Raw genomic sequence first — 26,513 nt, 5'->3', positions numbered from 1 at the left:
GGAGGCGTGTCAGCTGCATGTGGTGTCGCCGGCGTTCGTGACGGATAGGTCGTTGGGCAGGTCCCCGTGCGACGTGTTCTCCGGGAGTTGGCCAACGGTGAGAGTCGATCCGGCGTCGGGAAGCGTACCCATCGACTCGACACCGGTGAAGTCGCTGCCGATGATCACCTGGACGCCAGTCTTCACGGTCTTGTCGAGTTGGATCTTCGCGCCGGGGAACAGCGCGGCGACGGTGGCGGCCGAGTCTCGTTCGCCGGGGCCGTAACGGACGACGGTCGAGTCGACGTTGACGGAGGCGTCGCCGATGCCCGAGACCTCGACGCCTTGGCGAATGAGCTCGTTCATCACCGTGTCAGCGAGCCCGGACTGCTCGGTGCCGTTGAGGACGCGCACCATCATGTTGCCCGCGTACTGAGCGGTCATCTCTTTGGCCTCGGGCGCCTTGCTCGTGGTGGTCGCGGGCGCATCCTTCTTCGGCTGCTTCTTCTTCTCGCCAGGCAGCGGCTCATCGTCGATGATGGCGTTGAAGATGGCGTCGATGTCTTCGGTGCGCGGGATCTCGTTGTTCTGGCCGTCGGTGGACGTGCCTGCCGTCGGGACCGTCAGGAACGTGACGGCGCCCGCGTCCATCCCCTGCATAGATTCGGCGAGATTGATGAGAGCGTCCGTGTCGACGTTGTCGACATAGCTGTACTCGGTGAACGTGGAGACGATGCTGTTGAGCTTGCTCGGATTGGTGATGACGTCGCTCGACAGGGTGGACCGCAGGAGAGAGGACAAGAACAGCTGCTGCCGCTTGATGCGGCCGTAGTCGCCGTTGCCCTCCACCGCGATGTGGCGTGCGCGCACATAATTGAGCGCCTGCTTGGGCGTCAGTTTGATGTCGCGGCCCGTCGTCTTCACGATATAGCCGATCTGGTCGTCGAACAGCGGCACCTTGGAGCACACCTCGACGCCGCCGATGGCGCGGACGACGTGTTCGAAACCGGCGAAGTCCATGGCGATGAAGTGGTTGATGTTGAGCCCACTCATCTGGGTGACGGTCTTGACCAGGCACGACGGCCCGCCGTCGCCGAAAACACTGTTGATCTTGACGTCGTTCGCCGCGGGGAGCGGCTCGCCGTACTCCTTGGTGCCGAAGTCCCATTGGTCGCAATCGGGGCGATCGACGGCGAGGTCGCGCGGCCACGACACGGCGACGACGCGGCTGCGGTCGGCGGGCACGTTGACCAGGAGGATGGTGTCGGCGCGGGCGCCTTCGACGGTGCCGGCCTCGCCTGCGCCGACGTCGGCGTTCTTGCCGTTGCGAGTGTCGGTGCCGACGATCAAGTATGTCTCGTCGCCGTACTGACCCTCCTTGTTGCGGATGTTCTCGTCGTCGGGATCGAGCGCGTTGACGACGTTCCAGGCGCCGTTGAGCGTCCGGTTCAGGTTCCAGACGTAGCCGGTGCCGACGAGCGCGAGGGTGCAGACGAGTGCGAGGAGGACGCGACCGGTGTTAGTCGCTGTCCTGCGTGCGCGCGCCTTGGCGGTGATGGGCCGTTTCTGCGGACGGATCCGCTTGATGGCCGCGGTCAGGTCGGGAGTCGGTTCGAGCGGGCGGCGCCGAGGCCGCTCGTCCTCGACGGCTGCTGTTTCGGACGGATCCGTCTCGGGAGCGCTGGGCGTGGCCGCGGGGATCCGTTCGGTCCCGGGCGCGTCGGGATCGGGGGATGTCGGTTCGCCCGTGCGCGATGTCGGCGACTGGCCGCGCGACTCGCTGGTCGCTCGAGCGGCGGTCACCTCGTCGGACAGATCGACGGGCTCCCACTCGTATCCTGCGACGGGCGGGATCGACTGTGTCGGTTCGGGTTTGGCAGGGCCCGGAGTTTGGGTTCCGGAAGTTTGGGGGCCTGAGCTCTGGGGACGCGGGGCCTGCGGGCGGGCAGGCGGCACGGGACCGCGCTGGGGCGCGTTCTGTTGCGGAGGCCCGGGACGGCGCGGCGGGGGAGGTGCTGGACGGTTAGAAGGCTGGCGGTTCGGACGTCCGGGCCGACGAGACGGTTCGGGGCTCGGGGGATCGGCTGGGGGCCGCGCCGTCTGTGCTGCGGCGTCGTCGACGCCCATCTGCTCCATGAGCTGCCGGACGGTGAGACGGCCGCGCGGGCGGACGTATTCGTCGCGGGCGGACGGCTCGCGGAGGCCTTCGGCGCGTGGCAGCGATCCGGTGTCGCCGAAACGGTCACGGAAGTCGAAGGAGTCAGACGATCGTCCGGCGCGACGAGACCGCCGGGGCGGTGTCGGCTGGACGTCCGGCTCGTCGTCGCCGGGGCGGTCTGAACTCACAGAGGAACCTCACTGGTCAGGGGCTTCGAACATGATAGAGGCCCGACCTGAAAGTTCAATAATGACGAGCCTGCGACGGCTCGCTCAGCCGCCCGAATGCATGATCTCGGCGCCTTCGGGCACGATGTCTTCTTCGGGGTCGTCGAGCCATCCCTCCGGGAGGGCGACCGCGGCCGGCGATCCCTGCCGGCCGCGCGGGCCGTGGGCGTCGTCCGGGAACGGCGTGTCGGTGGGTAAGCCGTCGATGAGTCGTCGCAGGTCGTCGAGTGTCTTCACGAGCGACAGCTGGGAACGGAGGTCAGAGCCCGCCGGGAACCCGCGCAGGTACCAGGCGATGTGCTTGCGGATCTCGCGCATGCCCTTGTCCTCACCGTGGTGTGCGGCGAGGAGTGAACCGTGGCGGAGCATGATCTCGCCCACTTCGCCGAGATTCGGCGGCTCGGGGGAGTCGACGCCGCGGAGGCGGGCCGACAGTTCGGCGAACAACCACGGGCGGCCGAGGCAGCCGCGGCCGATGACGACGCCGTCGCACCCGGTCTGCTCCATCATGGCGACCGCGTCGTCGGCTTCGAAGATGTCGCCGTTGCCGAGGACGGGCACCGTGGTCACGTGTTCTTTCAGGCGGGCGATCTCGTCCCACGCGGCGGTGCCGGAGTACCGCTGGGACGCGGTCCGCGCGTGGAGTGCGACGGCTTGCGCGCCTTCGTCGGCGGCGATCCGTCCGGCGTCGAGATGGGTGTGGTGTTCGTCGTCGATGCCGATGCGGAATTTGACGGTCACCGGGATGTCGGTGCCTTCGGTGGCTTTCACCGCGGCGGCGACGATGTTGCGGAACAGTCGGCGCTTGTAGGGGATGGCCGAGCCGCCGCCGCGTTTGGTCACTTTGGGGACCGGGCAGCCGAAGTTCATGTCGATGTGGTCGGCCAGGTTCTCGTCGACGATCATCTTGGCGGCCTTGTACGTGTATTCGGGATCGACCGTGTACAGCTGCATCGACCGGGGCGTCTCGCTCGGGTCGAACGTCGTCATGTGCATGGTGACGGGATGGCGTTCGACGAGGGCGCGCGCCGTCACCATCTCGCAGACGTACAGTCCCGACACCGTGCCGGTGCGTTGTGCTTCGAGTTCACGGCACAGGACGCGGAATGCGACGTTGGTGACCCCTGCCATCGGCGCGAGGACGACGGGGCTGGCGAGTTCGATCGGGCCGATACGCAACGGATCCCGACCGGTCAGGAAGTCCGGTCGGGAGTCTGTCGCGTCGAGTGTTGCGGTGTTCAGGACGCCTTCTTCTCGCGCTTGGCGGCCTCTCGGGCCAGGGCGCGGTCGCGCATCTCTTCGAAGCGTGTGGCGTCCTTGTCGAGTTGGTCGAGGAACGTGGCGAGTTCTTCGCGGGTCTTCTCGCCCGCGGGGGAGAAGTCGTTGCGTTCGAAGACATTCCACTTGCGCAGCACCGGCTGGATCACTTCTTCGAGGTGCTGTCGCAGATCGTAGATGCCGTGCTTGGCCATGAGGACGCCGTGGCGACGGAAGTTCGGCATGCCTGCACCGGGCATCTGAAAGTTGGTGACGATGTCGGTGACGGCGCGCAGCGTCTGGTCGGGCGAGATGTCCATGCCCGCACCGCAGATGTTGCGGTAGAAGATCATGTGCAGGTTCTCGTCGGCTGCGATGCGCTGCAGCATCCGGTCGGCGATCGGGTCGTTGCACGCCTTGCCGGTGTTGCGATGGCTGACGCGCGTCGCGAGTTCCTGGAACGTCACGTAGGCGACCGAGTGCAGAAGACCGATCTCTTCGCCGTTGGCGAGCATCTCGTCGGCGCGGTCGGCGGCGGCGAGGATCGGGTCGTAGCCGTTCGTCATGTGGATCATGCGCGCTTCTTCGAGCGCGTTGGGGTCGACGCCGCGGGTGACGACGAGGTAGTCGCGCATGGCGATGCCGTGGCGGTTCTCTTCGGCCGTCCAACGGCCGACCCAGTGTCCCCACGCGGAGTCCATCGAGAAGTTGTCGGCGATCACCCGGTGGTACGAGGGCAGGTTGTCCTCGGTGAGCAGGTTGGTGATCATCGCGGCTTTGGCGACCTCGTCGAGCTTCGACTGCTCGGGGTCGTAGTCGACGCCGCCGAGCGCTGCGAAGTTCTGGCCGTCGTCCCACGGCACGTAGTCGTGCGGGTTCCAGTCACGGGCGGTCTTGAGGTGTCGGTTGACGTTGTCCTCGGCGACCGTTTCGAGCTCCCGGAGGAGTTCTATCTGAGTCAATTCGCGTGCCATCGGTGAAAATCCTCCGGTCGGTTCTGCATGCGGCATGTTCGGGCGTGTGTCGGCCCGCTTCCGGTCGACGTGCACTTATCACGTCCAGGCTACGTCAGTTGGGCAGTGGCCCCAAGTCTGTGGCCTACGTGTTTGTCGTCTCGCGCGGTCTCGTTGTTACTCAACCGTAGGTTTCTGGAGGTCGAGCGAAGTTCGGAGCGTCAATCGGTCAACGCCCGCAGCGGTGCGGGCGTCCAGAGCAGCCAGTCGACGGGTCGAGCGGTGCCGTCAGGACGGGTCGAAGAGTTCGGCGGAGAAGCGAGTCGCCCGGTCGGCTTCCTTCCTCATCGGCTTGCGCCGTGCTTCGGACCGGTCGGCCGATGTCGCAGTCATGACGGGCAACGCTTCGTGGGCGGGAGACTTTCCACAGTTCAGGCAGCTTCCAGGTGTGCTGCAAGCCAGGCTTCAAGTGCCGAACCGGATCCGCTGGGCGGGCTGTGCGGCAGGTATTCGGGCTCTTGCCCGACGTGGTGAATCCGATTCACCTGCAGTCGGCGGGCGGATCCGTGTGGCCGCCAACCGACCCGACCCTTGTTGGGGCCGTTCGGGACGATCCGCGTCTCCCATTTGCCCGGGCCTTTGCCTTCGGAGCGGTTGTGCTTGCCGCATGCCCCGGCGAGGTTGACGATGTCGGTTTGGCCGCCGTCTTCCCAACGGATGACGTGGTGGGCTTCGGTGCGGGCAAACGGGACGTCGCATTCGGGGGCTGTGCACCCGCGGTCGCGGGCGAACATGGCGAGCCGTTGGGCTTTGGAAGCGAAGCGTTTGCCTCGTCCGAGGTGCAGCACTTCGCTGGTGTGGCCTTTGAAGATCGCAAGGTGTGGGGTCGCGTGGGCGGCGATCTCCACGAGGTCTTTCACCGGGATGCGCGCCCCGGTGGCGGTCAGCGCGACGCCGGATTGTGCGGCCAACTCTGCATCGGTGATGGTGATTACGAGTTCGGCAGGGATCCGCTCGGGCCTGCCGAGAGCGTTGTGGCCGAGAACGAAGTCGAGCATCGCGGCGAGCGCGTCGTGGTTGCGCTGGGCCGTCGTGCGGGTGTCGCGTTCGGCTGCGGCGGCGAGGGCGCCCTCGTCGAGTTCGGCTTGGTCGACGGCACCGGAGGGGGATTGGTCGTCGGCGGGATTGTTCATCCCCGGCGCCGCCCACGCGGTGAGCAGGACGTCGAGCTTGGCGCGGACGGCTGGCGTCAACGAGCCTTTCAGCTTGGACATTAGCCGCGCATCTTGCGGAGCGAGGGTGAACCCTCGCGTCCGCTTGCGATCTAGGTCGTCCGTCAGTTCGCCGTCTGGGTCGAGATGGCCGAGCAGACGAACTCCAACTTTCCGGACGCTCTCCGGCGTCAGGGTTCGAGCGGCGTCCGCGAGCTGCTGTTCGGCAGATGCAACCGTTTCGGCGTCGATTGCGGCAGGAACCCTGTCCACGACATCGGCAATGTCGCGGACGTGTGCGCGGTTGATTGCGCCGTCGCGCAGCGCTTGCGCGGTGGCGGGGTGTTGTGGTGGGAGCGGATCGCCGCCGATGCCGATGAACTCACCGGTCGCGTACATCAGCTTCATCCGGGTGCTTGCTTCCGGTGTGCCGAGACGCAGGCCGGTGGTCATGTACTTCTGCACGGTTTGAAATCCGGCCGCGTGGAACGCGAACTGGTTGTTGATCTCGATCATCAGCGACGTCGTCGCAGCTTCCGTGCGGGCGCGTGTCTGCTCGTTGACGTCGGCCACAGCCAGAAGGTCTTCGCCCGACAGCGACGCGAACGACGTACCGACGAGCTTGGCGACGGCCGCGTCGATGTGTTTCACGAGCTCGGCCGGTGAATCCGGGAGGGCGCGGCCGCTGTAGGTCGGTTCGGTCATCGGATTCACCTCCTGGGAAAAACGTGTTCGTACAGTTCATAGCTTCTTTCTGAAGCTTTGACACGACACGAACAGGAGGGTCCGACAATTCTTTTTCGGCGGAAATGCCAAGGTTGCAGCGTCCGCTACTTCCGTCGTCCGAACATCGCGCCGGTCGTCTCCAACCACTGGCGGGCGGGCGCGTCGAGGGTGCCGAGTTCGGCGGCGCGGTCGCACCACTTGCGGGCCATGAGACCGAACTTCATCGGGTTGTAGACGTCTTCTTCGCAGCTCCACAGGCCGTCGCCGGCGTAGGTGAGGATGGTGATGTTCGTGGCGGTGAACTGCGAGCCGTCGCCCGGATCGCGCATCGGGTTGTCGACCTCGCAGATCACGCGTCCCGTCGACGGATCGGTCACGTGCCACAGTGACGGGTATCCGGTCATGTGGCTGCCCGGGAACTCGTTCATCGTCTTGTTGATCCAGACGCGGATCTCCTCGCGCCCGTGCATGGTGCCGTACGCATGCTCGACGTAGTCGGCGTCTTCGGTGAACTGGTCGGCCCACACGTCCCAGTCACGGTGGTCGGCAACGTCGGCGACGGTCTTCTGGAACTGGGTGAATGCGGCGTCGAGTTCTTCTGCACTGAACGTTTCGGTCATGTTCGCCGATCGTAAGGGAGTCGGTGCGAGCGGTGCAGCGAGTTCGGAATGTCGGTCGCGGACTTGCCAGTTCGGTGTTCGGGTCATTCACCCGACCTGCGTCGATTCGGGGCATTGACCACTACTGCCGGTAGCATGCGGCGCATGTTCGAAGTCGGAGACGAGGTCGCGGGGTACCGCATCGAAGCCGTGCTCGGGGCGGGCGGCATGGGTGAGGTCTATCGCGTCCGGCATCCCCGGCTTCCGCGCAGCGACGCGCTAAAGGTGTTGAGGTCGGCGCACACGGGCGACCCGGTGGTGCGCGCTCGGTTCGAGCGGGAAGCGGACCTGGTCGCGCCGCTCGTGCACCCCAACTTGGTGCGGGTGTACGACCGCGGCGTCTTGAACGACGTCCTCTGGATCGCCATGGAGTTGGTCCCGGGCACGGATGCGTCGAAGATCGTGAAGCAGTCGCCGGGCGGTTTGGACGCTCGGCTGGTCGCCAACATCGTCGATGGTGTGGCGGCGGCGCTCGACGTCGCGCATCGACACGGCATCCTGCACCGCGATGTGAAGCCGGCGAACATCCTGATCACGCCCGGCCAGGATCCGATCCTCCCGGATGCGGTGAAAGTGACGGACTTCGGCATCGCGCAGGCGCTCGGTGACGCGGGCGCTGAACTCACCAGTACCGGCACGACGGTCGGCACCATGCGGTACTGCTCGCCCGAACAGATCGACGGCCGGGGCGTCGACGGCCGCGCCGACCTTTATTCGCTCGCCGCCACAGCGTTCGAACTGGTGACGGGTAGTTCGCCGTACGATTCGACGAGCATCCACGGGTTGATGACGGCGCACATGTTCGCCGAGCCGCCCCGGGCGAGCGAACGCAACCGGAGCCTGTCGCCTGCCGTTGACGCAGTATTCGCCGTCGGACTCGCCAAGGATCCGGCGCAGCGTCAGCCGTCGTGCCTGGCGTTCGCGCACGCTCTGCGCGTCGCACTCTTCGAGGGCCGCGGGCCGGTGATCCCGCCGTCGTTCGCGAACACGCCGGGTGCGCCGGTCCGCAACATCGCGCCCGGCGCTTACGCGCCGAACGTCATCCACACCGGCATGGTGCCGACCCCGAGCGGGCCGCACGAGAACGCGTCGCCGCCTTGGTATCGCCGGACCCCCGTCGTGGCGACCAGCGTGGTCGCGGTTGCGGCGGCCATCGGCATCGGCAGCGGTTTCGCGTGGGCGTCGGGCAGTGGGCTGTCGGCCCCGTCCGGTGTCGAGGTCACAGCGTCTCCGAAGGGCGTCGAGATGTCGTGGGACGACGTCTCCGGCGCCAGTGAGTACCTCGTCAAAGAGGACGACAAAGTGATCCGGACGGTGAGCGGTACGTCGTTCACCTATACGAGTCCGTTTCCCGGCGAGCACACGTACTCGGTCGCCGCGCGCAGCACGACGACGAAGGGGTCGGACTTCACGTCGTCCGACCCGGTCGACGTCTACCTGACTTGGGGAGTGCTTGGTGATGTCGCCGCCATGTATCCGGAATTGCTGCCTGCGACGCCGGTCAGCACCAACGGATTCGGCGGTATGAAATGCCGTGCGGAAGGCCCGAAGACGTCCGACTACAAGCCGGGGTCGCTGATCACATGCTCGAAGATCGACAGCGCAGACCAGACTGAGTTCGTGGTCCGGATCGGTGTTTACACGGACGCGGACACTGCGAGTTCGGCTGCATACGGTGAGACGCCGATCGACAACGAGGACGAGTACAACGTCAAGTCTCCGCAGAACGCGAAGGGCAGCATCCAGACGGGGGAGAAGGGCGGAGAGTCACGGTCGGTTTTCATCTTCAGCAGCGACGATGAACCTCGGAGTAGGACGTTCGTGGAAGTCGCCTATCCGGGACCGAAGAAGACCAAGCAAGCTCGCGACCTGCTGGGAAGGCTGCCGTTCTGATGACAGTTCATCATCCGGGCGCCATGCCCGGCCGCGAGCAGTCGGATGGGATTCGTCGCACGTGGTGGATCATCGCGGCAGCAGCCGTCGTGGTTCTCCTCGCCTGCCTGTTCGGAGTTCGTTTTGCAGTCGGCGGCTCCGGCGCGGTCGATACCCCGTCGGGTCTGACCACATCGGTCGACGAGGCAGTGGTGAAGGCCGCGTGGACCGGCGTCTCAGGAGCCGACCGGTATCAATTGGTTCGTGACGACTCGGTGGTCGTCTACGACGGCGCCGCGACGACATACGTCGACGATCAGGCGGCGACCGGAAAACACAGGTACACAGTGCGCGCGGTGTCGGACGATGTCGTGTCGGCGTCTAGTACTGCGAGCGAGACGACCGTCGGTTCCAGTTGGGGCGCCTATACGACGTTCGTGAGGCAGTTCCCCGAATTGTTGCCGCAGACGCCCGACCTGTCCGGTTGGAAGAGCATCGAATGCTACTGGATGCTCAGCGGGTTCAAAGGCGAGACCGGTGCCGCCGTCGACGGCAGCGGGAACGCCCTTTCCCGTGCTCGTATAGCGTGCGACGGACCCGATGTTGCGGTCTCGGTGGCCTGGCTCGACTCGAAGTCGGCCACTGATGCGATATTCGTGAACGCGTCGAAGCGGCCCGGGATCGAGGCTGTCAAATGGCGATTCGGTACGGGATACTTCGACGGCGCCGAGCACGTCATGCATCTCCGTCCGGACAACCACGAGAACGTGTGGATCGGAATCGGTGCGAATGGTGCAACTAAAGACCAGTTGCTGGAATTCGCGAACGGCATTCCGTTGGATTGAGTGGGTTCATCACCGCGCTGGGAACACTGCCACTCGCGATGTGACGGAATGCGCTGGAGTCCAGCAGCCCTACCGTATCGCCAGTTCCGGGAACCCGGCGACGATCGCGGCAATGTTGTAACCCGCCGTGGATAGCACGTCCTTTCCGTCTTTTCCCTTCACGAGCCTCGGGTATCCGGCATGCCCGCTCGCTGCTTGATGGTGTGCGCCCTTGGGGTCTTCGCCTTCTTTAGTGGACAATTCTTCTATGCCGTCTATCTCGTAGGGATTGGTCCCCCAGAAGTGCAATTTCGTGTGGGCTGCGAAATAGTTGACGGTGGGATCGTCGCTCGTGCGCATGATGTACGCCGAATTTTCTGGAAGGCCGAGCTCGTCGACGCGGTCTATCACCAACCCCGGGGATCCATAGAATACTGCGCTGCTCACCACCTGCGGCGCGCAGTCCGCCTTCTTTGATTTCAGCATCTGCAACGCCAACGACGCAGCCAGCGATCCGTAGGAGTGACCGAGTAGCGACAACCGGCCTGTCGGATTGTTCTGACGGATACCACTGAGGAACTCGGCGAGGTTGGGCGCCGCTTCACGGGCGCGCCGCGTCGTCGCCATGTTCCAGGCATCGATGATGCGACGTGTCTCCACAGCATCGAGCGGCGGGTCGTAGCCGAGCCACGCGATCGTTGCCGTACTGGCCGGGCGGGCCTCCGACGTCAGGATCTCCTTGACGGCCCTGTGAAGCTGGACCGCTTCAAACACCATGCCGGGCAGCGACCGCGAGTCGGTGTCGACCCCTGGAATCGTCACTGAGACGGTGGCCGCCGTGTCCGGGTCGCCGACGGAGATGACCGCGTGCATCTGCCGGTGGCCATCCGGCTCGTACAGCATCAGGAATTTTGGTCGAGTTGGCCCGTCGAGCGCTTTGCCGATCGGATGCAGCTGCTCGAGCTGAGCCTCGGCCGACTGCAGCCGTGAGGCCGCCTCGCGCATCCGGCGTCGCGTCTTCGCTCCGCGGTCGCCGCGTTGCGTCTGCCGAGTCAGTTCGTCGAACTCGGATCGGGACTGCTCCCGAATGGCTTCGTTGCGCGAGATGTCCTCAGCGAGCCGTCGCCGGTTGTCGCGATCGGCTATCTGTGTCGGCGTGTCGACCGACGCGGACTCCGGAATCGCCCCATCGATCTGACCCCCACTGGTCATCGCTTGAATCCTCCCGAGGTACGCGCAAGCCGGTCTGCATTCGAGGCTACCGCCGCGACGCAGCGGCACGACGCGCAGTGTTCGAGCTCCTCGTCGCCTCGGATCGATGCGGTCCGCCAACCGAATGAGCAGATTGCGTGGTCCGTCGGCAGCGCATGCGAAGATCTGTCGGAGCTGACCGCATTCCTTGATCAGGTGGGGAGAACCGATCCGTGCGTACGAACCTTCTGGCCGCAGGCGGAGCCGCAGCAGCGGTGATCGCCGTGCTGGCTGTGACGCTGTCCGGCGTATTGACTCCATCGTCGGACGGGACGGCGGTGCCCGACGAAGAGATGCAGGCGCTGAAAGGCCTCGTGCACGCGTCGACGTCGCTCGCCGACGCGCCGGCAGTGAAATACAACGGGACGATCACGTCGACGTTGGCGAGCGGAAGTCTCACTCTCACCGTCACCGACCTGACCGTCACCGCGGCGGGCGACGTGCACGGCACTGTGAAGCAGGAGGGGAACGGCTCCGCGGAATGGTTGCAGATCGCGGGCAAGACCCTAGCGAAAGGCAACAAGGAGTTCTGGCAGAAGCGGCCCGACAAGAAGCAGCCCGCAGGCGTTTTCATCGCAAGTGTGCCGGACGACCAATGGGTGTCCACCGAAGAAGCGACCCTCGGTATCGACCTTCGTGACGCCCTGCGGCCGGCACGCTTGGGCGCGGTCCTCCGGCAGCAGGACACCAGCCTCGGCGGCACCGAAGTGAAAGGGACCCCGCTCACGCGCGGCGACAAGACGCCGGACCTCCGCGTCACCGACAGCGTCGACTCCACCGGAGTCTCCGAAACGGAGGTCGAAGACGCGGACGGTGGTGTCGACGGAGTCCGGCGCTACCAGGCCACCTCGATGACCGTCGGTGTCGACGACGACGGCGTCGCCACCGCGCTACGCGGCTCGCTCGGCAAGGGCTACGGCGGCGACACCGTCAAAGTGGAAGCCGACCTCAAGGTTGCGCCTCTCGACGACGCAGGCATGCGCGAGTTTTACTCGAGCGCGAAGACGTCCGTCACCGGCGCCAAGATCGGGTCGCGCGAGATCGTCGTCCCGGATCCAGACGGGGGCCTGGACTGCAGCGGAGCGCGCTGCGTGATCACCTACGACCTTAGGAACACCACGCCGGGACTCGACCGCGGAGCCGTTGCGATCGCCCTACATTCATCGCTCAAGTCGAACGGTCGCGACATCGGCTCCTGTGACGGCAACGGCAACATGCCCGTCAACGGCCGCGGCCGCGTGACCTGCTCGGTGCCGTTCGCGCAGAACGCCGACGTCAATTCGTCGTCCCGGATGACCCTCACCCTGAACGGTGAACTCGACCCGGCCGCTCTCGCCGCCGCCGTCCAGACAGGCATCGACGTCAGTGCCGCATCGAAGGGCTGGACGATGACCGCGCCCAAGGCCACCGAGGAAGCGCGACGCTTCAACCGGCAGATCGCGCTCGTCTCTTCCGGCTACGTATACCGAGTCGGCGACTACGCCTTCGACGGTCGAGAAAAGGACGGCACCCTGCTCCTCGTCCACGGGCCGGGTTACGACGCGCATGTCGCGTCGAACGGCGGATTCGACCCCGCGTGGGCGGGCACCGAACAGCTGCTGTCGCAGGCGCGTGACGCACGAGAAGCCGCAGGCGACAAGCCGATCCGCATGGTGTTCGCCGAGGGGCGCTCGGCCGACGCGGCCCGCGGGCTCCTCATCGCCAACAAGATCGAGAACGTCGAAGTGGTGACGGTCCCGCTCTACGCCTGATCGGGACCGTCGCAGCCGCAGAACCGCAGCGACGCCTCGATCACCAATCGCCGCACGTGAGAGTTGCAACAGCCTGGCAATCCGCCTAGTGTGCGGTGAGTCACAGGCCTACTAATTTCAGGAGGCAACAGCCCGTGCCCGACCTCACTCAAGTCCAGCTTCTCACCGAACTCGAGCCGGCCGCAGAAGCCGAACTGAACCGACACCTCTCACTCTCCCGTGAGTGGCATCCGCACGACTACGTCCCCTGGGACGAGGGCCGCAACTTCGCGGCGATGGGCGGCGACGACTGGGATCCCGAGCAGTCCCAGCTCAGCCCCGTCGCGAAAGCCGCGATGACCCTCAATCTTCTGACCGAGGACAATCTGCCGTCGTACCACCGCGAGATCAGTGAATACTTCTCGCCCGACGGCGCGTGGGGAACCTGGGTGGGCCGCTGGACGGCCGAAGAGAACCGGCACGCCATCGTGATGCGCGACTACCTCGTCGTCACCCGCGGCGTCGACCCCGTCGCCCTCGAGAACGACCGCATGGCGAACATGACGAAGGGCGCCCACTCCGACGACCTGCACGGCCTGCTGCGCGGCGTTGCCTACGTCGCTGTCCAGGAACTCGGTACGCGCGTCAGCCACAAGAACACCGGCAAAGCATGCAACGACCCGGTCGCCGACCGGATGCTGCAACGCATTGCCGCCGACGAGAATCTGCACATGGTGTTCTACCGCAACATCTGTGGCGCCGCGCTCGACCTGGCGCCCGACCAGGCGATGGAAGCGATCACCGGCGTCGTCACCAACTTCGACATGCCCGGCATCGGCATGCCGAACTTCCGCAAGATGAGCCTGATGATGGCCAAGCACGGCATCTACGACATTCGCCAGCACCTCGACGACGTCGTCTGGCCGGTGCTGCGCAAGTGGAGGATCTTCGAACGCGACGACTTCAGCGGACGCGGCGAACAAGCCCGCGAAGAGCTCGCCGCATGGCTGGACAAGACCGAAGTCGACGCGAAGCGATTCGAAGAACAACGCGACCGTTTCCTGGCGCGCGAAGCCGCCAAGAAGGAAAAGGCCAGCGCCTGACCCGGGGGTGTCGGACGAGCGTGCCGGAACCTCGGTTCCGCACCGCTCGTCGCAAGCGCTCCTCACCCGCTCGCCGGCGGGTGAGGAGCGCTTTCGTCGTGGGGGCGAGCGAGTTCGCGACCTACGTCCGCGCGGGTTCGCCACAGGGCTACTGTGAAGCATGTGTCAGGGGTCTCGGCTCCGTTCGACCAGCCGAGACGCTCGGCCGTCGCACGGCCCCCTCGACCAGCGGAAACGGGTAGATGGCGTGTGAGAACAGAGGTTGCGGCATGGAAAGACTCAGCGGACTGGACGCGTCGTTCCTGTATCTGGAGACGCCGTCGCAGGTGATGAACGTCGCCGCGATCCTGCAACTCGATCCGACGACCGTCCCCGGCGGATACACGTTCACCACGATGCGCGCCGAGATGGCACGACGCGTCACCGCCCTCCCGTCGCTGCGACGCAGACTCGCCGACTCGCTCACCAACGTCGACCACCCGGTGTGGATCGAAGACGACGACTTCCGCATCGAACGCCACGTCCACCGGATCGCGGTGCCGTCGCCCGGACGCGTCGAAGAACTCTCGCAGACGTGCAGCCACCTGATCGGTCAAGTCCTCGACCGCAAGAAGCCGTTGTGGGACATGTGGATCCTCGAAGGCATGGAAGACGGCAAGATCGCGATCATGCTGCGCATGCACCACGCGTGCGTCGACGGCGCCACCGTCGCCGACCTCCTCGGCGAACTCGCCACGTCGACCCCCGAACCGCCGGTGGTCGACCCCGGGAAGGTCGCGATGACCGCGGGCTCGGCGTCGCGACGCGACCTCGCGGTCGGCGGCGCGATCAACGTCTTCCTGCAGCGCCCCGTCGCCGCCCTGAAACTCATCCCGAAGACGGTGCCCGTCCCGTTCGAATGGTTCCGTCGCGTCCGCAGCGGGCAGGGGATGCCTGCCCCGTTCCTCGCGCCGCACACCAGATTCAACGGGCCGCTCACCGCGCGGCGCTCCATCGCGCTCACCCAACTCCCGCTCGCTGACGTCAAACGCGTGAAAGAGCACTTCGGCGTCAAAGTGAACGACGTCGTCCTCGCCATGGCCGGGGGCGCCCTCCGCGAATACCTCGAGGCGCACGACGAACTCCCCGACGCGCCGCTCGTCGGCCTCGTGCCCGTATCGGTGCGCGGCGCCGAGGAGAAGGACCTCGTCGTGTCCGGCACCAACAAGGTCACCGGCATGTTCACGCGACTGCCGTCGAACGTCGCCGACCCGGTCGAACGCATCCGGGTGGCCCGCGAGTACGCGACCCTGTCGAAGGCGCACCTGCAGGAGATCGACGACAACATGCTCCGGTCGTTCGCCGAGTTCGCGCCCGGAAACTCAATGGCCACCCTCATGCGTCTGTACGGCGATCGGCGCGTCGCCGCACTGCACCCGCCGATCTTCAACGCGATCGTCTCCAACGTCGCCGGACCGGCGTCGGACATGTACCTCCTCGGCGGCCGCGTCGAATCGGTGTATCCGCTCGCGCCGATCTTCCACGGGCTCGGACTCAACATGACCGTGTTCTCGGCCGCGGGCGAACTCAACGTCGGGTTGTTGACCTGCAACGACCTCGCCAACGACATCTCGGCGCTGGCGTCGGCGTTCCACGATCAGCTCGCCCTGCTCCTCGACGCCGTCGACCGAGGCGAGACCCTCGGGGCGGACGCCTGACATGGGGCTCCTCGCCGTCTATGCAGGCGTGCCCACCGGCGTCGCCGACCGGCTGGCCGACGTCGACCCCGACGACGCCGTCGAATACGTGGAGAGCGTCCTGGAATCCGGTGCACCGTCGGTCGACATCGACAAGGCGTGGGACGGGCTGCACTACCTGCTCACCGGGCGCACCGCGACCGACCCGATCGAAGACGACGCACTGAGCGAAGCGGTCGTCGGCGTGTACGCGTTCGAGAGCGACGACCTCGTCGGCGTCACACCGCACGACGAACTGTCGCGCATCATCGACGCGCTCGAGGCAGTCGACCTCGACGCACTCCTGCACGCCGTCGACTTCCCGGCGTTCACCGCCGCCGAGGTGTATCCCGAGACGTGGGCCGACGAACCCGCCGACTGGTTGCGCGCAGCGTTCGCCGACGTGCTGAACATCCACCGCCTGTGCCAGGCGGACCGGCTCGACCTGCTGGTGTCGATCTACTGACGGGGGCCGTGGAGTTCGCGGAGCCACGCATCCGACGGGGCGTCCGACGGGGAACGCCAGTCGCCGCGCGGGGAGAGTGAACCGCCGGAACCGATCTTCGGGCCGTTGGGCATCGCGGTCCGCTTGAACTGGTTCGCCATGAACCGCTTCAAGAACACCTCGAGCCACGCGGCGATGGTCTCGTCGTCGTACTCGTTGCGTTGGTCTTCGGTCATCATGTCCGACCAGACGCCGCGCGTCTTGTCGCCCCACGCCTGGCGGGCCAGATAGGCGACCTTCGACGGCCGGTAGCCGAAGCGGGTCAGGTGGTAGAGGAAGAAGTCGTGCAGCTCGTACGGCCCCACCGAGTCCTCGGTGCTCTGGATGTTGCCCTCGGCGTCCGCGGGCACGAGCTCGGGGGAGATGACGTCGTCGACGATCTCGCGCAGCGCGCCGATCGTCGCCTCCGGATAGCCGGCGGTCGCGATCTTCCACCGGATCAGATGTTGGATCAACGTCTTCGGGACCGAACCGTTCACGTTGTAGTGCGACATCTGATCGCCGACGCCGTACGTGCACCAGCCGAGGGCGAGTTCCGACAGGTCGCCGGTGCCCAACACGATGCCGCCCAGGTAGTTCGCGAGCCGGAACAGGTGCGACGTCCGCTCGCCCGCCTGCACATTCTCGAACGTCACGTCGTACACGGGTTCGCCGTCGGCGAACGGGTGCCCGAGATCGGCGAGCATCTGCGTGCACGACGGCCGGATGTCCAGTTCGTTCCCGGTGACGCCGAGAGAATCCATCAGAACGTGGCTGCGCGCGAGGCTGGCGCCGCCCGTCGCGAACCCGGGCATCGTGTACGCGTGGATGTCGGTGCGCGGGAGCCCGAGCAGGTCGAACGCCTGCACGGCGACGAGCAGGGCGAGTGTGGAGTCGAGCCCGCCCGAGACGCCGATGATGATCTTGCCGATCCCGGTCGCGTTCAACCGTCCGACGAGCCCCTGCACCTGGATGTCGAGGACTTCACGGCACCGCTCGTCGCGGTCGGCGACCCCGGACGGCACGAACGGGAACCGTGCGACCGGCCGACGCAGATTGCCTGCGCCGTCGTCGGCGGGGTCGAGCTCGAACGGGATGCGGCGGATCTCGCGGGCCCGATCGGCGAAGTCGCCGACCTGGTCGCGCATGCTGATCAGACGGGAACGTTCCTGCCTGATCCGGTCCAGATCGATGTCGGCGACGACGAGCTGCGCTGTCATCGAGAACGTCTCCGACCTGGCGAGAACCGTCCCGTTCTCGGTGATCAGTGCATCGCCGTCCCACGCGAGGTCGGTCGTCGACTCGCCGAACCCCGACGCCACGTACAAGTGCGCGGCGACGTTGCGCGCCGAATGGCTCACCGCGAGAGTCCGCCGATATTCCTCCTTGCCGACCGTCACCGGGCTGCCCGACAGATTGATCAGCAACGTGGCGCCCGCGAGCGCAGCCCACGTGCTCGGCGGGATCGGGACCCATCCGTCCTCGCACACTTCGGCGTGAAAACGCAGGCCGGGGAGGTCGACGGCGTCGAAGACGAGGTCTGCGCCGAACGGAACCTCCTGGTCGCCCACCGTGATCGTGTCGACGACGGCGTCTCGGGCGGCCGCGAAATACCGCTGCTCGTAGAACTCGCGATAGTTCGGTATGTACGACTTCGGGGCGACACCGAGCACCTGGCCGTCGTGGATCACCACCGCGCAGTTGTAAAGGGCGTCGTCGATGCGCAGGGGCGCACCGACGAGAACCACCGGAGAATAGCGTCGCGTCGCTTCGACGATGCTCATCAACGCGTCCATCACGTCGTCGAGCAGCGCGTCCTGTTGGACGAGGTCGTCGACGCTGTACCCGCACAACCCCAGTTCGGGGAATGTGACGAGCGCAGCGCCCTCGTCGTGAGCGCGCGCGACGAGTTCTACGGTGCGGGCCGCGTTCTCCACCGGGTCGGCGAGAGCGACGGGCGGGACAGCGGCCGCGATGCGGGCGAAACCATGTGAGTAGACCGACACACCTACAGGGTAGAGGTCATGCAACGATGGACTCGTCTCCAATCAGTCTGAGTCGTGGGAGTTTGTGATGTTCCGGTTGTTCACACGTTCGACGGTCGCGGCCGTCGTGATCGCGATCGTCGCGCTGCTCGGCGGGGTTGTCGCGGGCCCGGCGTCGGCGCACTCGTCGCGGACCGGAGCGTCCCCGGAGGACGGGGCGTCGCTCTCGACCGCGCCCGACCGGGTGACGCTGACCTTCAACGAAGATCTGCAGGAGGCGTACGCGACTCTCAAAGTGGTCGGCCCGGACAATCACTTCTGGCAGAAGGGCGAACCGACCATCGACGGGCGCGACATCTCGGTCGCGATCGACGGGCTCGGACCCGCAGGCGAATACAAGGTCAACTATCGCGTGACGTCCGCGGACGGGCACCCCGTCCAAGGTCAGACGACGTTCACCCTCACCGAGGCAGGCAACGGCGTGGCCGGTCCGGCCGTGCCAGCAGACTACGAGGCCCCGTCGGAGAGCGAAGGTGGCATCAAAGCCTGGTACATCGTCGTTCCGGTGGTCGTGATCGTCCTGCTGATCGGTGCGGGCATCGCGTTCGTGCTGGTGCGTCGCCGCAGCTGATCCCCGGATGACCCGTCGCCGCGTCACCGTCGCCGCAGCAGCGACGCTCGCTGTACTCGTCGGCGTGGTCATCACCTGGGCACTGGCCCGACCAGACGGACCCGAGCCGTCCGCGTGGGCCGACGGGCTCGCGCTCACCGCTGTCAGCCTGTTGTTCGGGCTCGGGATGCTCGACCTCGTCGACGCCCACCCCGCGCCGGTCGCGGTCGCCGTCGTCGCCGCAGTGTGGGGTGCGACGTCGCTCGTCGCGGCCTGGCTGCAAGTGGCGCAACGCGTCGGGGTCGGGGCGTTCGACGTAACGCTCCGCGACGTCACCACCGGCGTCGACGCCGGGCTCCCCGTCATCGTGTGCGTGCTCGGATCCCTCGCGGTCCTCGCCTGGTCGTGGTGGACGGCGCGGGGCACCGGGCCCGCCAACGCGTACGTCGTCGCCGCGATCGCCGGCGTCGGCATCCTCGTCACCTCCATCACCGGGCACGCCGGACAGTCGTCGTGGGTGCCCGTCGTCGTGGGTGCGCACGCCCTCGCCGCAGCATGGTGGGTTGGCACGATCGGCGCCCTCGTCGTCACCGTCCGTGGGCGCGGCGGGTGGGCGCGATCGCTGCCCGCATTCTCCGAACGCGCATTCGGCGTGGTCGCGGTCCTGACCGCGACCGGAATCATCGCCGCCGTCGCGCGGATCGGCGTCGGCACCCAATGGTGGGACACCGGTTACGGCCGAATCCTCGTCGCCAAACTCATCCTGCTCATCGCTGCCGCAGCCCTCGCTCGATGGCATCGCACCACGTGGCTCGCGAAGGCCCGACGGCACGGCGTCGACGAGGCGACTTCCCTCCGCAACGCCGGAATCGAAGTCGTGCTGCTGACCGTGGTGCTCGGCCTGGCCGCAGGATTAGCGACGACCGGCACACTCTGAAACGACTTCGGCACTTTCTTTCGGCGGGTGGCCGAAAGAAAGTGCCGAAGTTCGTTTAGAAGTCAGTCCCACGACTCCAAGAGCGTGTCGATGATGTCGATGGACCAATTGAGGCCGCTGAGATGACTCTGGCCGGGGAGGGTGTGCAGGGTGGCATGGGGGAGCAGCGACACCATGTGGAGGCCGTGGGCGTAGGGCACGATGTTGTCGGCGTCGCCGTGCCACCACTCGATCTGCGCCTGGACGTCGCCGACCTGGAATCCCCAGTCGCGGACGAACAGCTGCAGGTCGGCGAACGGCGCATCCATGCGACGGCTGCCGCCGTGTAGCAGATCGTCCAAGAACATCGCGCGGAACTCGGGGCGCGCCAACAGCTCCCGGTCGGCCTCGGGGGAGAATCGGGCGTACAGGCTGATCGCGGGATCGGCGATCGGGCGCGCAACCGAGAGAACTGTACTCAATGCCTTTCCGATCGGGCGGCCCGCGACGTCGATCAACGGAACCGACCGCTTCGCGAACGCCAGTGCGCCGCCCCCGACCGCTTCGGGGCCGCTCACCGGAGCCACGCCGCCGACGATGCCCGTCGACACCACCCGGTCGGCCAACACATGCGAGACGGCGAGCGAGTACGGGCCGCCGCCCGACAACCCGATCACCGAGAACTTGTCGGCGCCCAAGGTGTTCAGCACCGTCTGGAAGTCGTGCGCGAAGTCGGCGATCGACGAGTACGAGTGGGCCGTCGACGAGCCGACGCCCGGCCGATCCAAACCGATCAGGCGGAAGCCGCGTTCCTCCGCGTACTCGCGCGCCTCCATCGGAATCTGGCGGCGTGCGCCGGGAGTGCCGTGGAGCCAGACGATCGTCGGGCCGTCGGGGGAGCCGAACTCGGAGAAGCCGATGCGCCGTCGGCGCTTGTCACCGACAGCGATGGAGCCTTCGAGTTTCGGGCGGTCGATAGGGATCACGACGGCAAAGTATGTCAGATCACGCCGAGATTGATACGGATTCACAGAAACGTCCAAGGTGGCGGGTGTAGTTTCGGTCGCATGATCGAACGCAGTGCGCAGACCGCCGACGGCACCAGCAGCCGCTTCTGGGACGCCACCGTCACCGGTTTCGGAACCGCGCAGCGGGCGGTGCGCCACACGGTGAAGCCGTACCCGGTCCGCGACCTTCCCGACGGCCGGAGACTCGAACTCCCTGGCCGCGGCACCACGTACATCACCGAATCCGGGCCCGCCGACGCGCCGACCGTGTTCCTGCTTCATGGCGTCAGCACGTCGGGGATCCTCTGCTGGTATCCGTCGATTCCCGCGCTTAACAAAGACTTCCACGTCGTCACCATCGACCACCGGTGGCACGGGCGCGGCATCCGCTCCGCCGAGTTCTCGCTGGACGATTGTGCCGACGATGTCGTCGCGGTCGCTGACCAGCTCGGCATCGACCGATTCACCGTCGCAGGCTTCTCGATGGGCGGCGGCATCGGGCAGCTCGCGTGGCGGAGGCATCCCGACCGTGTCGGCGGCCTCGTCCTCTGTTCGACGGGCCCTTACTTCTCGAGCATCGACCCCGTCAAACTCGCGGCGGAGGAGCGGATCGGGCGGATGCTCAGGTACGCCGACAGAATCCTGCCGACGCCGACCGACGAACGGCTCGACAACTGGCGGGGCAATCACATCCGGTGGGGGATCGCGCAGATGTCGTCCACCAAGCTCGGCGATCAAGGCGTGTTCGCGGCAGGGATGTCGCGATTCGATTCACGTCCGTGGCTCGGCGAGATCGATGTGCCGACGTCGGTCGTGGTGTCCACCCGCGACAAGATCGTCCAACCCGAACGCCAACAGCTGCTCGTCGACGGCATCCCCGGCGCGCGACGGTTCGAGGTCGATGGCGGCCACGCCTGCTGCGTGCTCGGCGCGGAAGACTTCATCCCGCCCCTCGTCGAGGCCGTCGAGTCAGCGGTCGGAGCCGAATCAGTCCACTGACGCGTGGCGAGGCTTTCGGTTCGGCCACCACATCGCGTCGCCGAGCAGAACCATCGTCGCAGGCACGAGGAACGATCGGACCACCAGGATGTCCAGCAGGAGACCGAGCCCGATCGTGAAACCGATCTGGACGAGGTTCAGGGTCGTTCCGCTCATCAGCGCGAACATGGTGATCGCGAAGACGACGCCTGCGGTCGTGATGACGCTGCCCGTGCTGCCGAAGCCGCGGATCATCCCGGACATCATTCCGCGCCCAGCCGACTCCTCTCGGATCCGGGACGCGAACAGCATGCTGTAGTCGGCGCCCACAGCGATCAACGCCATGAACGACACCGGTGCCACCGACCAGTCGAGCGGAATCCCGATGATGTGCTGCCACACGAGGGTGCTCAGCCCGAGGACCGCGGCGAACGAGAGGATCACGGTCACGACCAGCACGAGCGGTGCGACGATGCTCCGCAGCAGGACTGCGAGAACCACTGTCACCGCGGCGATCGCGACGAGGCCGAAGACGAGCAGGTCCCGGACCAGTTGGTCGTCCATGTCGGCGGACAACGACGCGAGACCGGTGTTCGTGACCTCGGCATCTTTCAATCCCGTCTCGGCGAGCGCGGCCTTCGCGGCGGGCGCGAGGTCACGAACCCGGTCGAGTGCCTCGGGCCCGTACGGGTTGACACCCCACGTCACCATCATTCGCGCGGTCGTGCCGTCCGGCGAGATCAGCAGTCGGGCACCTTCGACGAATCGCGGGTTCTCCATCGCCTCAGGCGGAAGGTAGAAGCCGCGCCCGGCGCCCGACGACGTCGCCGCGCTCATGTCCGAGAGATAGTCGGTCGCCAGGCGCAGGCCGTCGTGCAGTTTGTCCGTCAGCGTCGTCAGCTGCTCGGTGCCGTCCTGTACTTGATGGAGGCCGTCGGACAGTCGCGTCATTCCGGTCGAGAGCTCGCCGACGCCTGTCTTCAACCGTGCGAGGTCGGAGCGGATCTCGTCGGGGGAGCGTCCGTCGAGCTGTCCGAGCAGGCTCTGCAGTGATCCGAGCAGTTCCCTCAGCGGAGCCATGGAGGCCTCCACTCGCCGCGACGCCTGCGCCGGCACGCCCGCCGCGTCGCGGAGACCGTTGAGCGTGCGGCGGGCCTTGCCTCCGGTCGCCTTGTTCAACTGGTCGAACGCGGCGCGCGCGGTGGCACATGCCGGATCGGCCGAACACGATGCGGGGCTGCGTGACTGCAGGAGCGGGCCGAAGAGTTCGTCGAAGCCGTCGAGGGCAGGCTGCGCCGCATCGGCGGCCTTGCGTAGGTCACGGACGATGGGTGCGACCCGGTCGAGTCCGGTCCGCAGTTCGTCGGCTGCACCCGCGAGATCGGACTTCCCTCCCGTCGCGGCGTCGACGAAACGTTCAGCCGACTCCATCGAGTCGAGGACCCCGGTCGCCATCGACACCACCTGATCGGTGCCGTCGACCAATTCCGGCATGCGCGCGGACGCCTCATCGGCTCCGTCGGTCAGTTCGCCGACACCCGACGCGAGACGCTGCAGGTCCGGGCGTGCGTCGCCGAGCTGCTTCGACGCGTCGCCGAGCTGGTCGCCGACCTGGCCCGGTACGTAGCCCGCGGCCGACTCGGTGAGCGGCTTCCCGTCCGGTCGAGTGATTGATCGGACGGTGCGGACGCCGTCGACCCGGGAGACTGCGTCGGCTGCCAGTTCGAGCGCCGCGAGGTCGGCCGTGTTACGGAGGTCGTGATCGGATCGGATGAGCAGGTACTCGGGTGCGATCGCGTTGGCCCCGAAATGCTTGTACACGGCGTCATAGCCGAGGGTCGACTCGTTCGCGTGCACGAACATCGACGATTCGTCCCAGTTCCGTTGATGGGTGAACAGGATGGCTGCGCACGAGAGCAGCAGGAGCAGCGATACGGCGGCGTACGCGCCCGCGTGGCGGATGATGCGTGCGCCACGTCGACGCCACCGCTTCTCCGACGACGGACCGGGTTCGGCGAGGCCGCGTCGTCCCGCGAGCGACAGCAGAGCCGGCGGCAGTGTCAGTGCGACGGCCAGTGCGATGAGCACAGCGATCGCGGTCGGCGGGCCGGCGGTCCGGAACATGCCGATCGAGGTGAAGGCCATCGACGTGCAGGCTGCCGCGATCGTCAGCGCCGACGCCACCAGAATCGGGGCGGTGCGGCCGCTCGCAGACGCCACCGCGTCGCCGACGGGCAGGCCCTGACGTCTGGCCTCCTGGTAGGACGACAGCGTGAAGATCGCATAGTCGGTCACCGCGCCGAGGACCAGAGCAGTCATGATCGCGATCGTGAAGTTCGAGACGGGCAGCCACTCGTGGCCGCCGAGGAACGAGATCACCGGGCGGGCGACTGCGAGTCCGATACCCAAGCTGATGAGCGGGACGGCCGCGGTCGAGAACCGTCGGTAGACGGCGAACAGGATCAGCGTGATCAACCCGATCGAGACCAGCGTGATGATCAGCAGCGACACGTCGATCGCGGTGAACAGATCGGCGAGTGTGGCGGTGGGGCCCGTGTAGTAGGTCTGCAGGTCGGCTGGCTTGTCGGCCTCATCGATCTCGGCTCGAATGCCCTGCGTCGCATGGTGTGCCCGCGTGGAACCGACGGATCCCTCGGCCGCGACCAGCAAGGTCAGCGCCTTGCCGTCCGGGCTCGCCGCAGCCTCGCGCGTGATCGGGTGCCCAGCGAAGTCGAGCACGTAGGCGACGTCCTCGCTGTCGAGGAGCCGGGTGACGAGCCGTTTGTAGTACGCCTCATCGTCGGCTCCGATCCCGTCGTCGTTGATCAGGACGACGCTGCTGACGGCGTTCGACACCGGCGCGTCGAAGTCGCGCGACATCTCCTCGAGGTACTGGTTCGCCGGCAGAGACTGCGGGAGGAAGTCGGCCGACGTCTGTGAGACCGTGGTCTCCAACTGCGGGACTGACACGTTCAGTACTGCGGCGACGACGATCCAGAAGCCGACGACTAGCCACGCGTGGCGGTGGGTGAACGTGCCGACACGCATGAACGTGCGGCTGGGGCCGTGTGCCATCGGATCTCCTGTGCTTCGGGCGGCGAGCTGCGCCGCTTTAATGGAACCGTAGGTCACATAGAACGAATGGTCTATTGTGTTGCTCGTCACGGGCATATTCGAGGGTGTGGGCGCTGTCGTCGGCCGATGCTGGGTATGTAGAGTGGAACCGCTGCATTTGAGCGGCATGCCCCTATAGCTCAGTTGGTAGAGCTACGGACTTTTAATCCGCAGGTCGCAGGTTCGAGCCCTGCTGGGGGCACAGTGAGACGCAGGCCGCGGCACCCCGGTGCCGTGGCCTGCGTTCGTTTCTGGGAGAAGTTGCGAGAACATGCCCTGAACTGGCGATTTGTGTTTTCGGAAGCGTGTGCCATAAAGTTGTCTTCGCTCCCAGCGGGAACAAGCACCGGCCCCCTTCGTCTAGCGGCCTAGGACGCCGCCCTTTCAAGGCGGTAGCGCGGGTTCGAATCCCGTAGGGGGTACGCAGATCGACTGATGTCGAGAAGCTCCAAACCACCTGATTCGGTGTAACGGAGCGGATCGGCTAAGGTCGAAACGCACAACAGAATATGGCCCTGTGGCGCAGTTGGTTAGCGCGCCGCCCTGTCACGGCGGAGGTCGCGGGTTCGAGTCCCGTCAGGGTCGCTTGAGGTTCGGTTGTCTTGCCGACACTTCTCTGGCCAGGTAGCTCAGTTGGTACGAGCGTCCGCCTGAAAAGCGGAAGGTCGTCGGTTCGATCCCGACTCTGGCCACGTTGAAACCCCCACTCATTATTGAGTGGGGGTTCTTCGTTTCTGGGTTAAAGGCCGTGTTAAAGGGTTAAAGGCCAGAATGTGTGTACGGCTTGGGTGTGTCGGTTGAGGTTTTAGCTGGTTTTGCCGCCCCAGCCGTGTTGGATTCCGTTGCCGTCTTCCCAGCTGAAGTCGGTGCCGAAGTGTGGTCCGATGTGTTCGTCCTCGAGGGGTGTTTCCTTGGGTCGTTTCGGTGGCGGGTTGTAGTGCTCGGGCCGTACGAGGGTCCATGGGTCGTGTGGGTGGGCGGTGTAGCTGTTCAGGAGCCACTCGGCGGCGCGTCGGGCGTGGTTGGCGGGCATCCCGCGGTGGGTGCGGAGCATGTCTTTGATGGCTTTGTTGGGGCCGCCCTCGAGTGGTGAGGTGGTGCGCGCGAGTGGGTGCTCGTCGTCGGTCAGGCGGGGGTCGATCCAGGTGAACAGGTGTTCCTGGGTGATGAGTCGGCGGAACAGCGAGCGTGTCGTGCGTAGGTCACGGTGGGTGTACCACCGGGTACTGCGTTCGGAGACGCCTGCCGGGCGCACTGCGTGGGCTTTGGCGTGGGTGCGGTGGCGCAGGAATTGGTCCCATTTCTGTTCCCACACGTTGTAGGCCTGCAGCCACAGGACAGCTTGGTCGGCGTTGCGGACGTTCATCAAAGCTTTTGTCAGGGTGAGGATTTCGCGCCCGGCATCGAGGCGGGGTTTGAACGTGTGGTGTCGTCGGACGGTTTGGAAGATGTGGAAGTAGCAGCGCTGTACCCGGGTGGTGGGCCAGTCCTCGGCGATCGCGGCGAGCAGACCTTGGCCGCCGTCGATGACGGCTATACGTGGTGCGGGTTGGCGGGTCAGGATCTGGTGCCAGGCGATCTTCTTCTCGTGATCGCACCACTGCCAGTCCACGACGTGGGTGCCGTCTGAATCGCCCCGGCAAGTCCGGAGACTTTTTAGTTTGAGGCTCCAGCGGTGGCTGGGGCCTGGTGGTGAGCGTAGTGCGCTTGCTCTGCTTGGACCGGCGTGAGGTCGTCGCAGTATTCGAATGGCC

Annotated in this window: 18 protein-coding genes, 4 tRNA genes and 1 pseudogene; 13 read left to right on the top strand and 10 right to left on the bottom strand. The window is 66.2% G+C overall.

Annotated elements, in window-relative coordinates; translation table 11 throughout:
- Positions 1-9 precede the first annotated feature (9 nt).
- The 5 genes from L5G33_RS08170 to L5G33_RS08150 all read right to left on the bottom strand — a co-directional run bounded on the left by L5G33_RS08170 (position 10) and on the right by L5G33_RS08150 (position 7,131).
- Entirely contained in the window at positions 10-2,325 is a 2,316-nt protein-coding gene (locus tag L5G33_RS08170) for an LCP family protein (protein ID WP_236997678.1), read from the bottom strand.
- Between the two features lie 84 nt (positions 2,326-2,409).
- The gene (dusB, locus tag L5G33_RS08165) at positions 2,410-3,561 is read right to left on the bottom strand and encodes a tRNA dihydrouridine synthase DusB (RefSeq protein ID WP_308191555.1); all 1,152 of its coding nucleotides are present in this window, start codon (positions 3,559-3,561) and stop codon (positions 2,410-2,412) included.
- 41 nt (positions 3,562-3,602) lie between these two features.
- A complete protein-coding gene (locus tag L5G33_RS08160) occupies positions 3,603-4,595 on the bottom strand; it encodes an acyl-ACP desaturase (RefSeq protein WP_236997677.1) in 993 nt (330 codons plus the stop codon).
- A 410-nt stretch (positions 4,596-5,005) separates the two neighbouring features.
- Complete coding sequence (locus tag L5G33_RS08155) at positions 5,006-6,490, bottom strand: HNH endonuclease signature motif containing protein (RefSeq protein ID WP_236997676.1); 1,485 nt, start codon at positions 6,488-6,490, stop codon at positions 5,006-5,008.
- A gap of 125 nt (positions 6,491-6,615) precedes the next feature.
- Positions 6,616-7,131, bottom strand: a complete 516-nt coding sequence (locus L5G33_RS08150; protein WP_236997675.1) for a nuclear transport factor 2 family protein — start codon at positions 7,129-7,131, stop codon at positions 6,616-6,618.
- A 144-nt stretch (positions 7,132-7,275) separates the two neighbouring features.
- Between L5G33_RS08150 and L5G33_RS08145 the strand changes: the two genes are divergently transcribed.
- Both L5G33_RS08145 and L5G33_RS08140 read left to right on the top strand, forming a co-directional pair.
- A complete protein-coding gene (locus tag L5G33_RS08145) occupies positions 7,276-9,063 on the top strand; it encodes a serine/threonine-protein kinase (RefSeq protein WP_236997674.1) in 1,788 nt (595 codons plus the stop codon).
- On the top strand, positions 9,063-9,887 hold the full coding sequence (locus L5G33_RS08140; protein ID WP_236997673.1) for a hypothetical protein: 825 nt from the start codon (positions 9,063-9,065) through the stop codon (positions 9,885-9,887). The genes L5G33_RS08145 and L5G33_RS08140 overlap by 1 nt, the downstream gene beginning before the upstream one ends.
- A 69-nt stretch (positions 9,888-9,956) precedes the next feature.
- Here L5G33_RS08140 and L5G33_RS08135 read toward each other — a convergent pair whose 3' ends face one another.
- Positions 9,957-11,147: an alpha/beta hydrolase gene (locus tag L5G33_RS08135; RefSeq protein ID WP_236997672.1), complete on the bottom strand. Its 1,191-nt coding sequence runs from the start codon at positions 11,145-11,147 to the stop codon at positions 9,957-9,959.
- A 143-nt stretch (positions 11,148-11,290) separates the two neighbouring features.
- Between L5G33_RS08135 and L5G33_RS08130 the strand changes: the two genes are divergently transcribed.
- From L5G33_RS08130 to L5G33_RS08115, 4 genes are all read left to right on the top strand, one after another.
- Complete coding sequence (locus L5G33_RS08130; RefSeq protein WP_236997671.1) at positions 11,291-12,868, top strand: hypothetical protein; 1,578 nt, start codon at positions 11,291-11,293, stop codon at positions 12,866-12,868.
- 134 nt (positions 12,869-13,002) lie between these two features.
- Complete coding sequence (locus L5G33_RS08125; RefSeq protein ID WP_236997670.1) at positions 13,003-13,950, top strand: acyl-ACP desaturase; 948 nt, start codon at positions 13,003-13,005, stop codon at positions 13,948-13,950.
- Positions 13,951-14,219: 269 nt separating this feature from the next.
- Positions 14,220-15,647, top strand: coding sequence for a WS/DGAT/MGAT family O-acyltransferase (locus L5G33_RS08120; protein ID WP_236997669.1), 1,428 nt, complete (start codon positions 14,220-14,222; stop codon positions 15,645-15,647).
- Position 15,648: 1 nt separating this feature from the next.
- Positions 15,649-16,131: a DUF1877 family protein gene (locus tag L5G33_RS08115; RefSeq protein ID WP_236997668.1), complete on the top strand. Its 483-nt coding sequence runs from the start codon at positions 15,649-15,651 to the stop codon at positions 16,129-16,131.
- Here the strand turns inward: L5G33_RS08115 and L5G33_RS08110 are convergent.
- Positions 16,125-18,155 carry an NAD(+) synthase gene (locus tag L5G33_RS08110; RefSeq protein WP_236997667.1) on the bottom strand — a complete coding sequence of 677 codons (2,031 nt, stop codon included), beginning with the start codon at positions 18,153-18,155 and terminating at the stop codon, positions 16,125-16,127. The two genes, L5G33_RS08115 and L5G33_RS08110, sit on opposite strands and share 7 nt — an antisense overlap.
- A 67-nt stretch (positions 18,156-18,222) precedes the next feature.
- Here L5G33_RS08110 and L5G33_RS08105 point away from each other — a divergent pair, with 67 nt between their 5' ends.
- Positions 18,223-18,765 carry a copper resistance CopC family protein gene (locus L5G33_RS08105; protein WP_236997666.1) on the top strand — a complete coding sequence of 181 codons (543 nt, stop codon included), beginning with the start codon at positions 18,223-18,225 and terminating at the stop codon, positions 18,763-18,765.
- A 7-nt stretch (positions 18,766-18,772) separates the two neighbouring features.
- Complete coding sequence (locus L5G33_RS08100) at positions 18,773-19,681, top strand: CopD family protein (RefSeq protein ID WP_236997665.1); 909 nt, start codon at positions 18,773-18,775, stop codon at positions 19,679-19,681.
- A 62-nt stretch (positions 19,682-19,743) separates the two neighbouring features.
- Here L5G33_RS08100 and L5G33_RS08095 read toward each other — a convergent pair whose 3' ends face one another.
- On the bottom strand, positions 19,744-20,646 hold the full coding sequence (locus L5G33_RS08095; RefSeq protein ID WP_236997664.1) for an alpha/beta fold hydrolase: 903 nt from the start codon (positions 20,644-20,646) through the stop codon (positions 19,744-19,746).
- Between the two features lie 81 nt (positions 20,647-20,727).
- Here L5G33_RS08095 and L5G33_RS08090 point away from each other — a divergent pair, with 81 nt between their 5' ends.
- Entirely contained in the window at positions 20,728-21,666 is a 939-nt protein-coding gene (locus L5G33_RS08090; RefSeq protein ID WP_236997663.1) for an alpha/beta fold hydrolase, read from the top strand.
- Here L5G33_RS08090 and L5G33_RS08085 read toward each other — a convergent pair.
- The gene (locus L5G33_RS08085; RefSeq protein WP_236997805.1) at positions 21,655-24,720 is read right to left on the bottom strand and encodes an MMPL family transporter; all 3,066 of its coding nucleotides are present in this window, start codon (positions 24,718-24,720) and stop codon (positions 21,655-21,657) included. The genes L5G33_RS08090 and L5G33_RS08085 overlap by 12 nt on opposite strands.
- Positions 24,721-24,888: 168 nt before the next feature.
- Between L5G33_RS08085 and L5G33_RS08080 the strand changes: the two genes are divergently transcribed.
- The 4 genes from L5G33_RS08080 to L5G33_RS08065 all read left to right on the top strand — a co-directional run bounded on the left by L5G33_RS08080 (position 24,889) and on the right by L5G33_RS08065 (position 25,451).
- Positions 24,889-24,961 (top strand) — tRNA-Lys (locus tag L5G33_RS08080).
- Positions 24,962-25,108: 147 nt separating this feature from the next.
- Positions 25,109-25,181 (top strand) — tRNA-Glu (locus tag L5G33_RS08075).
- A gap of 89 nt (positions 25,182-25,270) precedes the next feature.
- A tRNA-Asp gene (locus L5G33_RS08070) sits at positions 25,271-25,344 on the top strand.
- Positions 25,345-25,377: 33 nt separating this feature from the next.
- Positions 25,378-25,451 (top strand) — tRNA-Phe (locus L5G33_RS08065).
- Positions 25,452-25,564: 113 nt separating this feature from the next.
- On the opposite strand, the pseudogene L5G33_RS08060 reads toward L5G33_RS08065, so the two are convergent.
- Positions 25,565-26,386 (bottom strand): annotated as a pseudogene (locus tag L5G33_RS08060) (transposase); the annotation flags it as partial.
- Positions 26,387-26,513 lie beyond the last annotated feature (127 nt).

This window comes from Gordonia liuliyuniae (assembly GCF_021738805.1).
Taxonomy (GTDB): Bacteria; Actinomycetota; Actinomycetes; order Mycobacteriales; family Mycobacteriaceae; genus Gordonia; species Gordonia liuliyuniae.
The sequence above is the reverse complement of the archived record's forward strand: the minus strand, read 5'-3'. Positions and strand labels throughout refer to the sequence as shown.

Excerpts from the sequence above, each read along its gene's own strand:
- L5G33_RS08100 (WP_236997665.1), top strand. The coding sequence starts at position 18,773 with ATGACCCGTCGCCGCGTCACCGTCGCCGCAGCAGCGACGCTCGCTGTA.
- L5G33_RS08085 (WP_236997805.1), bottom strand. The coding sequence starts at position 24,720 with ATGGCACACGGCCCCAGCCGCACGTTCATGCGTGTCGGCACGTTCACC.
- L5G33_RS08105 (WP_236997666.1), top strand. The coding sequence starts at position 18,223 with ATGTTCCGGTTGTTCACACGTTCGACGGTCGCGGCCGTCGTGATCGCG.
- L5G33_RS08140 (WP_236997673.1), top strand. The coding sequence starts at position 9,063 with ATGACAGTTCATCATCCGGGCGCCATGCCCGGCCGCGAGCAGTCGGAT.
- L5G33_RS08090 (WP_236997663.1), top strand. The coding sequence starts at position 20,728 with ATGATCGAACGCAGTGCGCAGACCGCCGACGGCACCAGCAGCCGCTTC.
- L5G33_RS08155 (WP_236997676.1), bottom strand. The coding sequence starts at position 6,490 with ATGACCGAACCGACCTACAGCGGCCGCGCCCTCCCGGATTCACCGGCC.
- L5G33_RS08145 (WP_236997674.1), top strand. The coding sequence starts at position 7,276 with ATGTTCGAAGTCGGAGACGAGGTCGCGGGGTACCGCATCGAAGCCGTG.
- L5G33_RS08115 (WP_236997668.1), top strand. The coding sequence starts at position 15,649 with ATGGGGCTCCTCGCCGTCTATGCAGGCGTGCCCACCGGCGTCGCCGAC.
- L5G33_RS08160 (WP_236997677.1), bottom strand. The coding sequence starts at position 4,595 with ATGGCACGCGAATTGACTCAGATAGAACTCCTCCGGGAGCTCGAAACG.
- L5G33_RS08120 (WP_236997669.1), top strand. The coding sequence starts at position 14,220 with ATGGAAAGACTCAGCGGACTGGACGCGTCGTTCCTGTATCTGGAGACG.
- L5G33_RS08150 (WP_236997675.1), bottom strand. The coding sequence starts at position 7,131 with ATGACCGAAACGTTCAGTGCAGAAGAACTCGACGCCGCATTCACCCAG.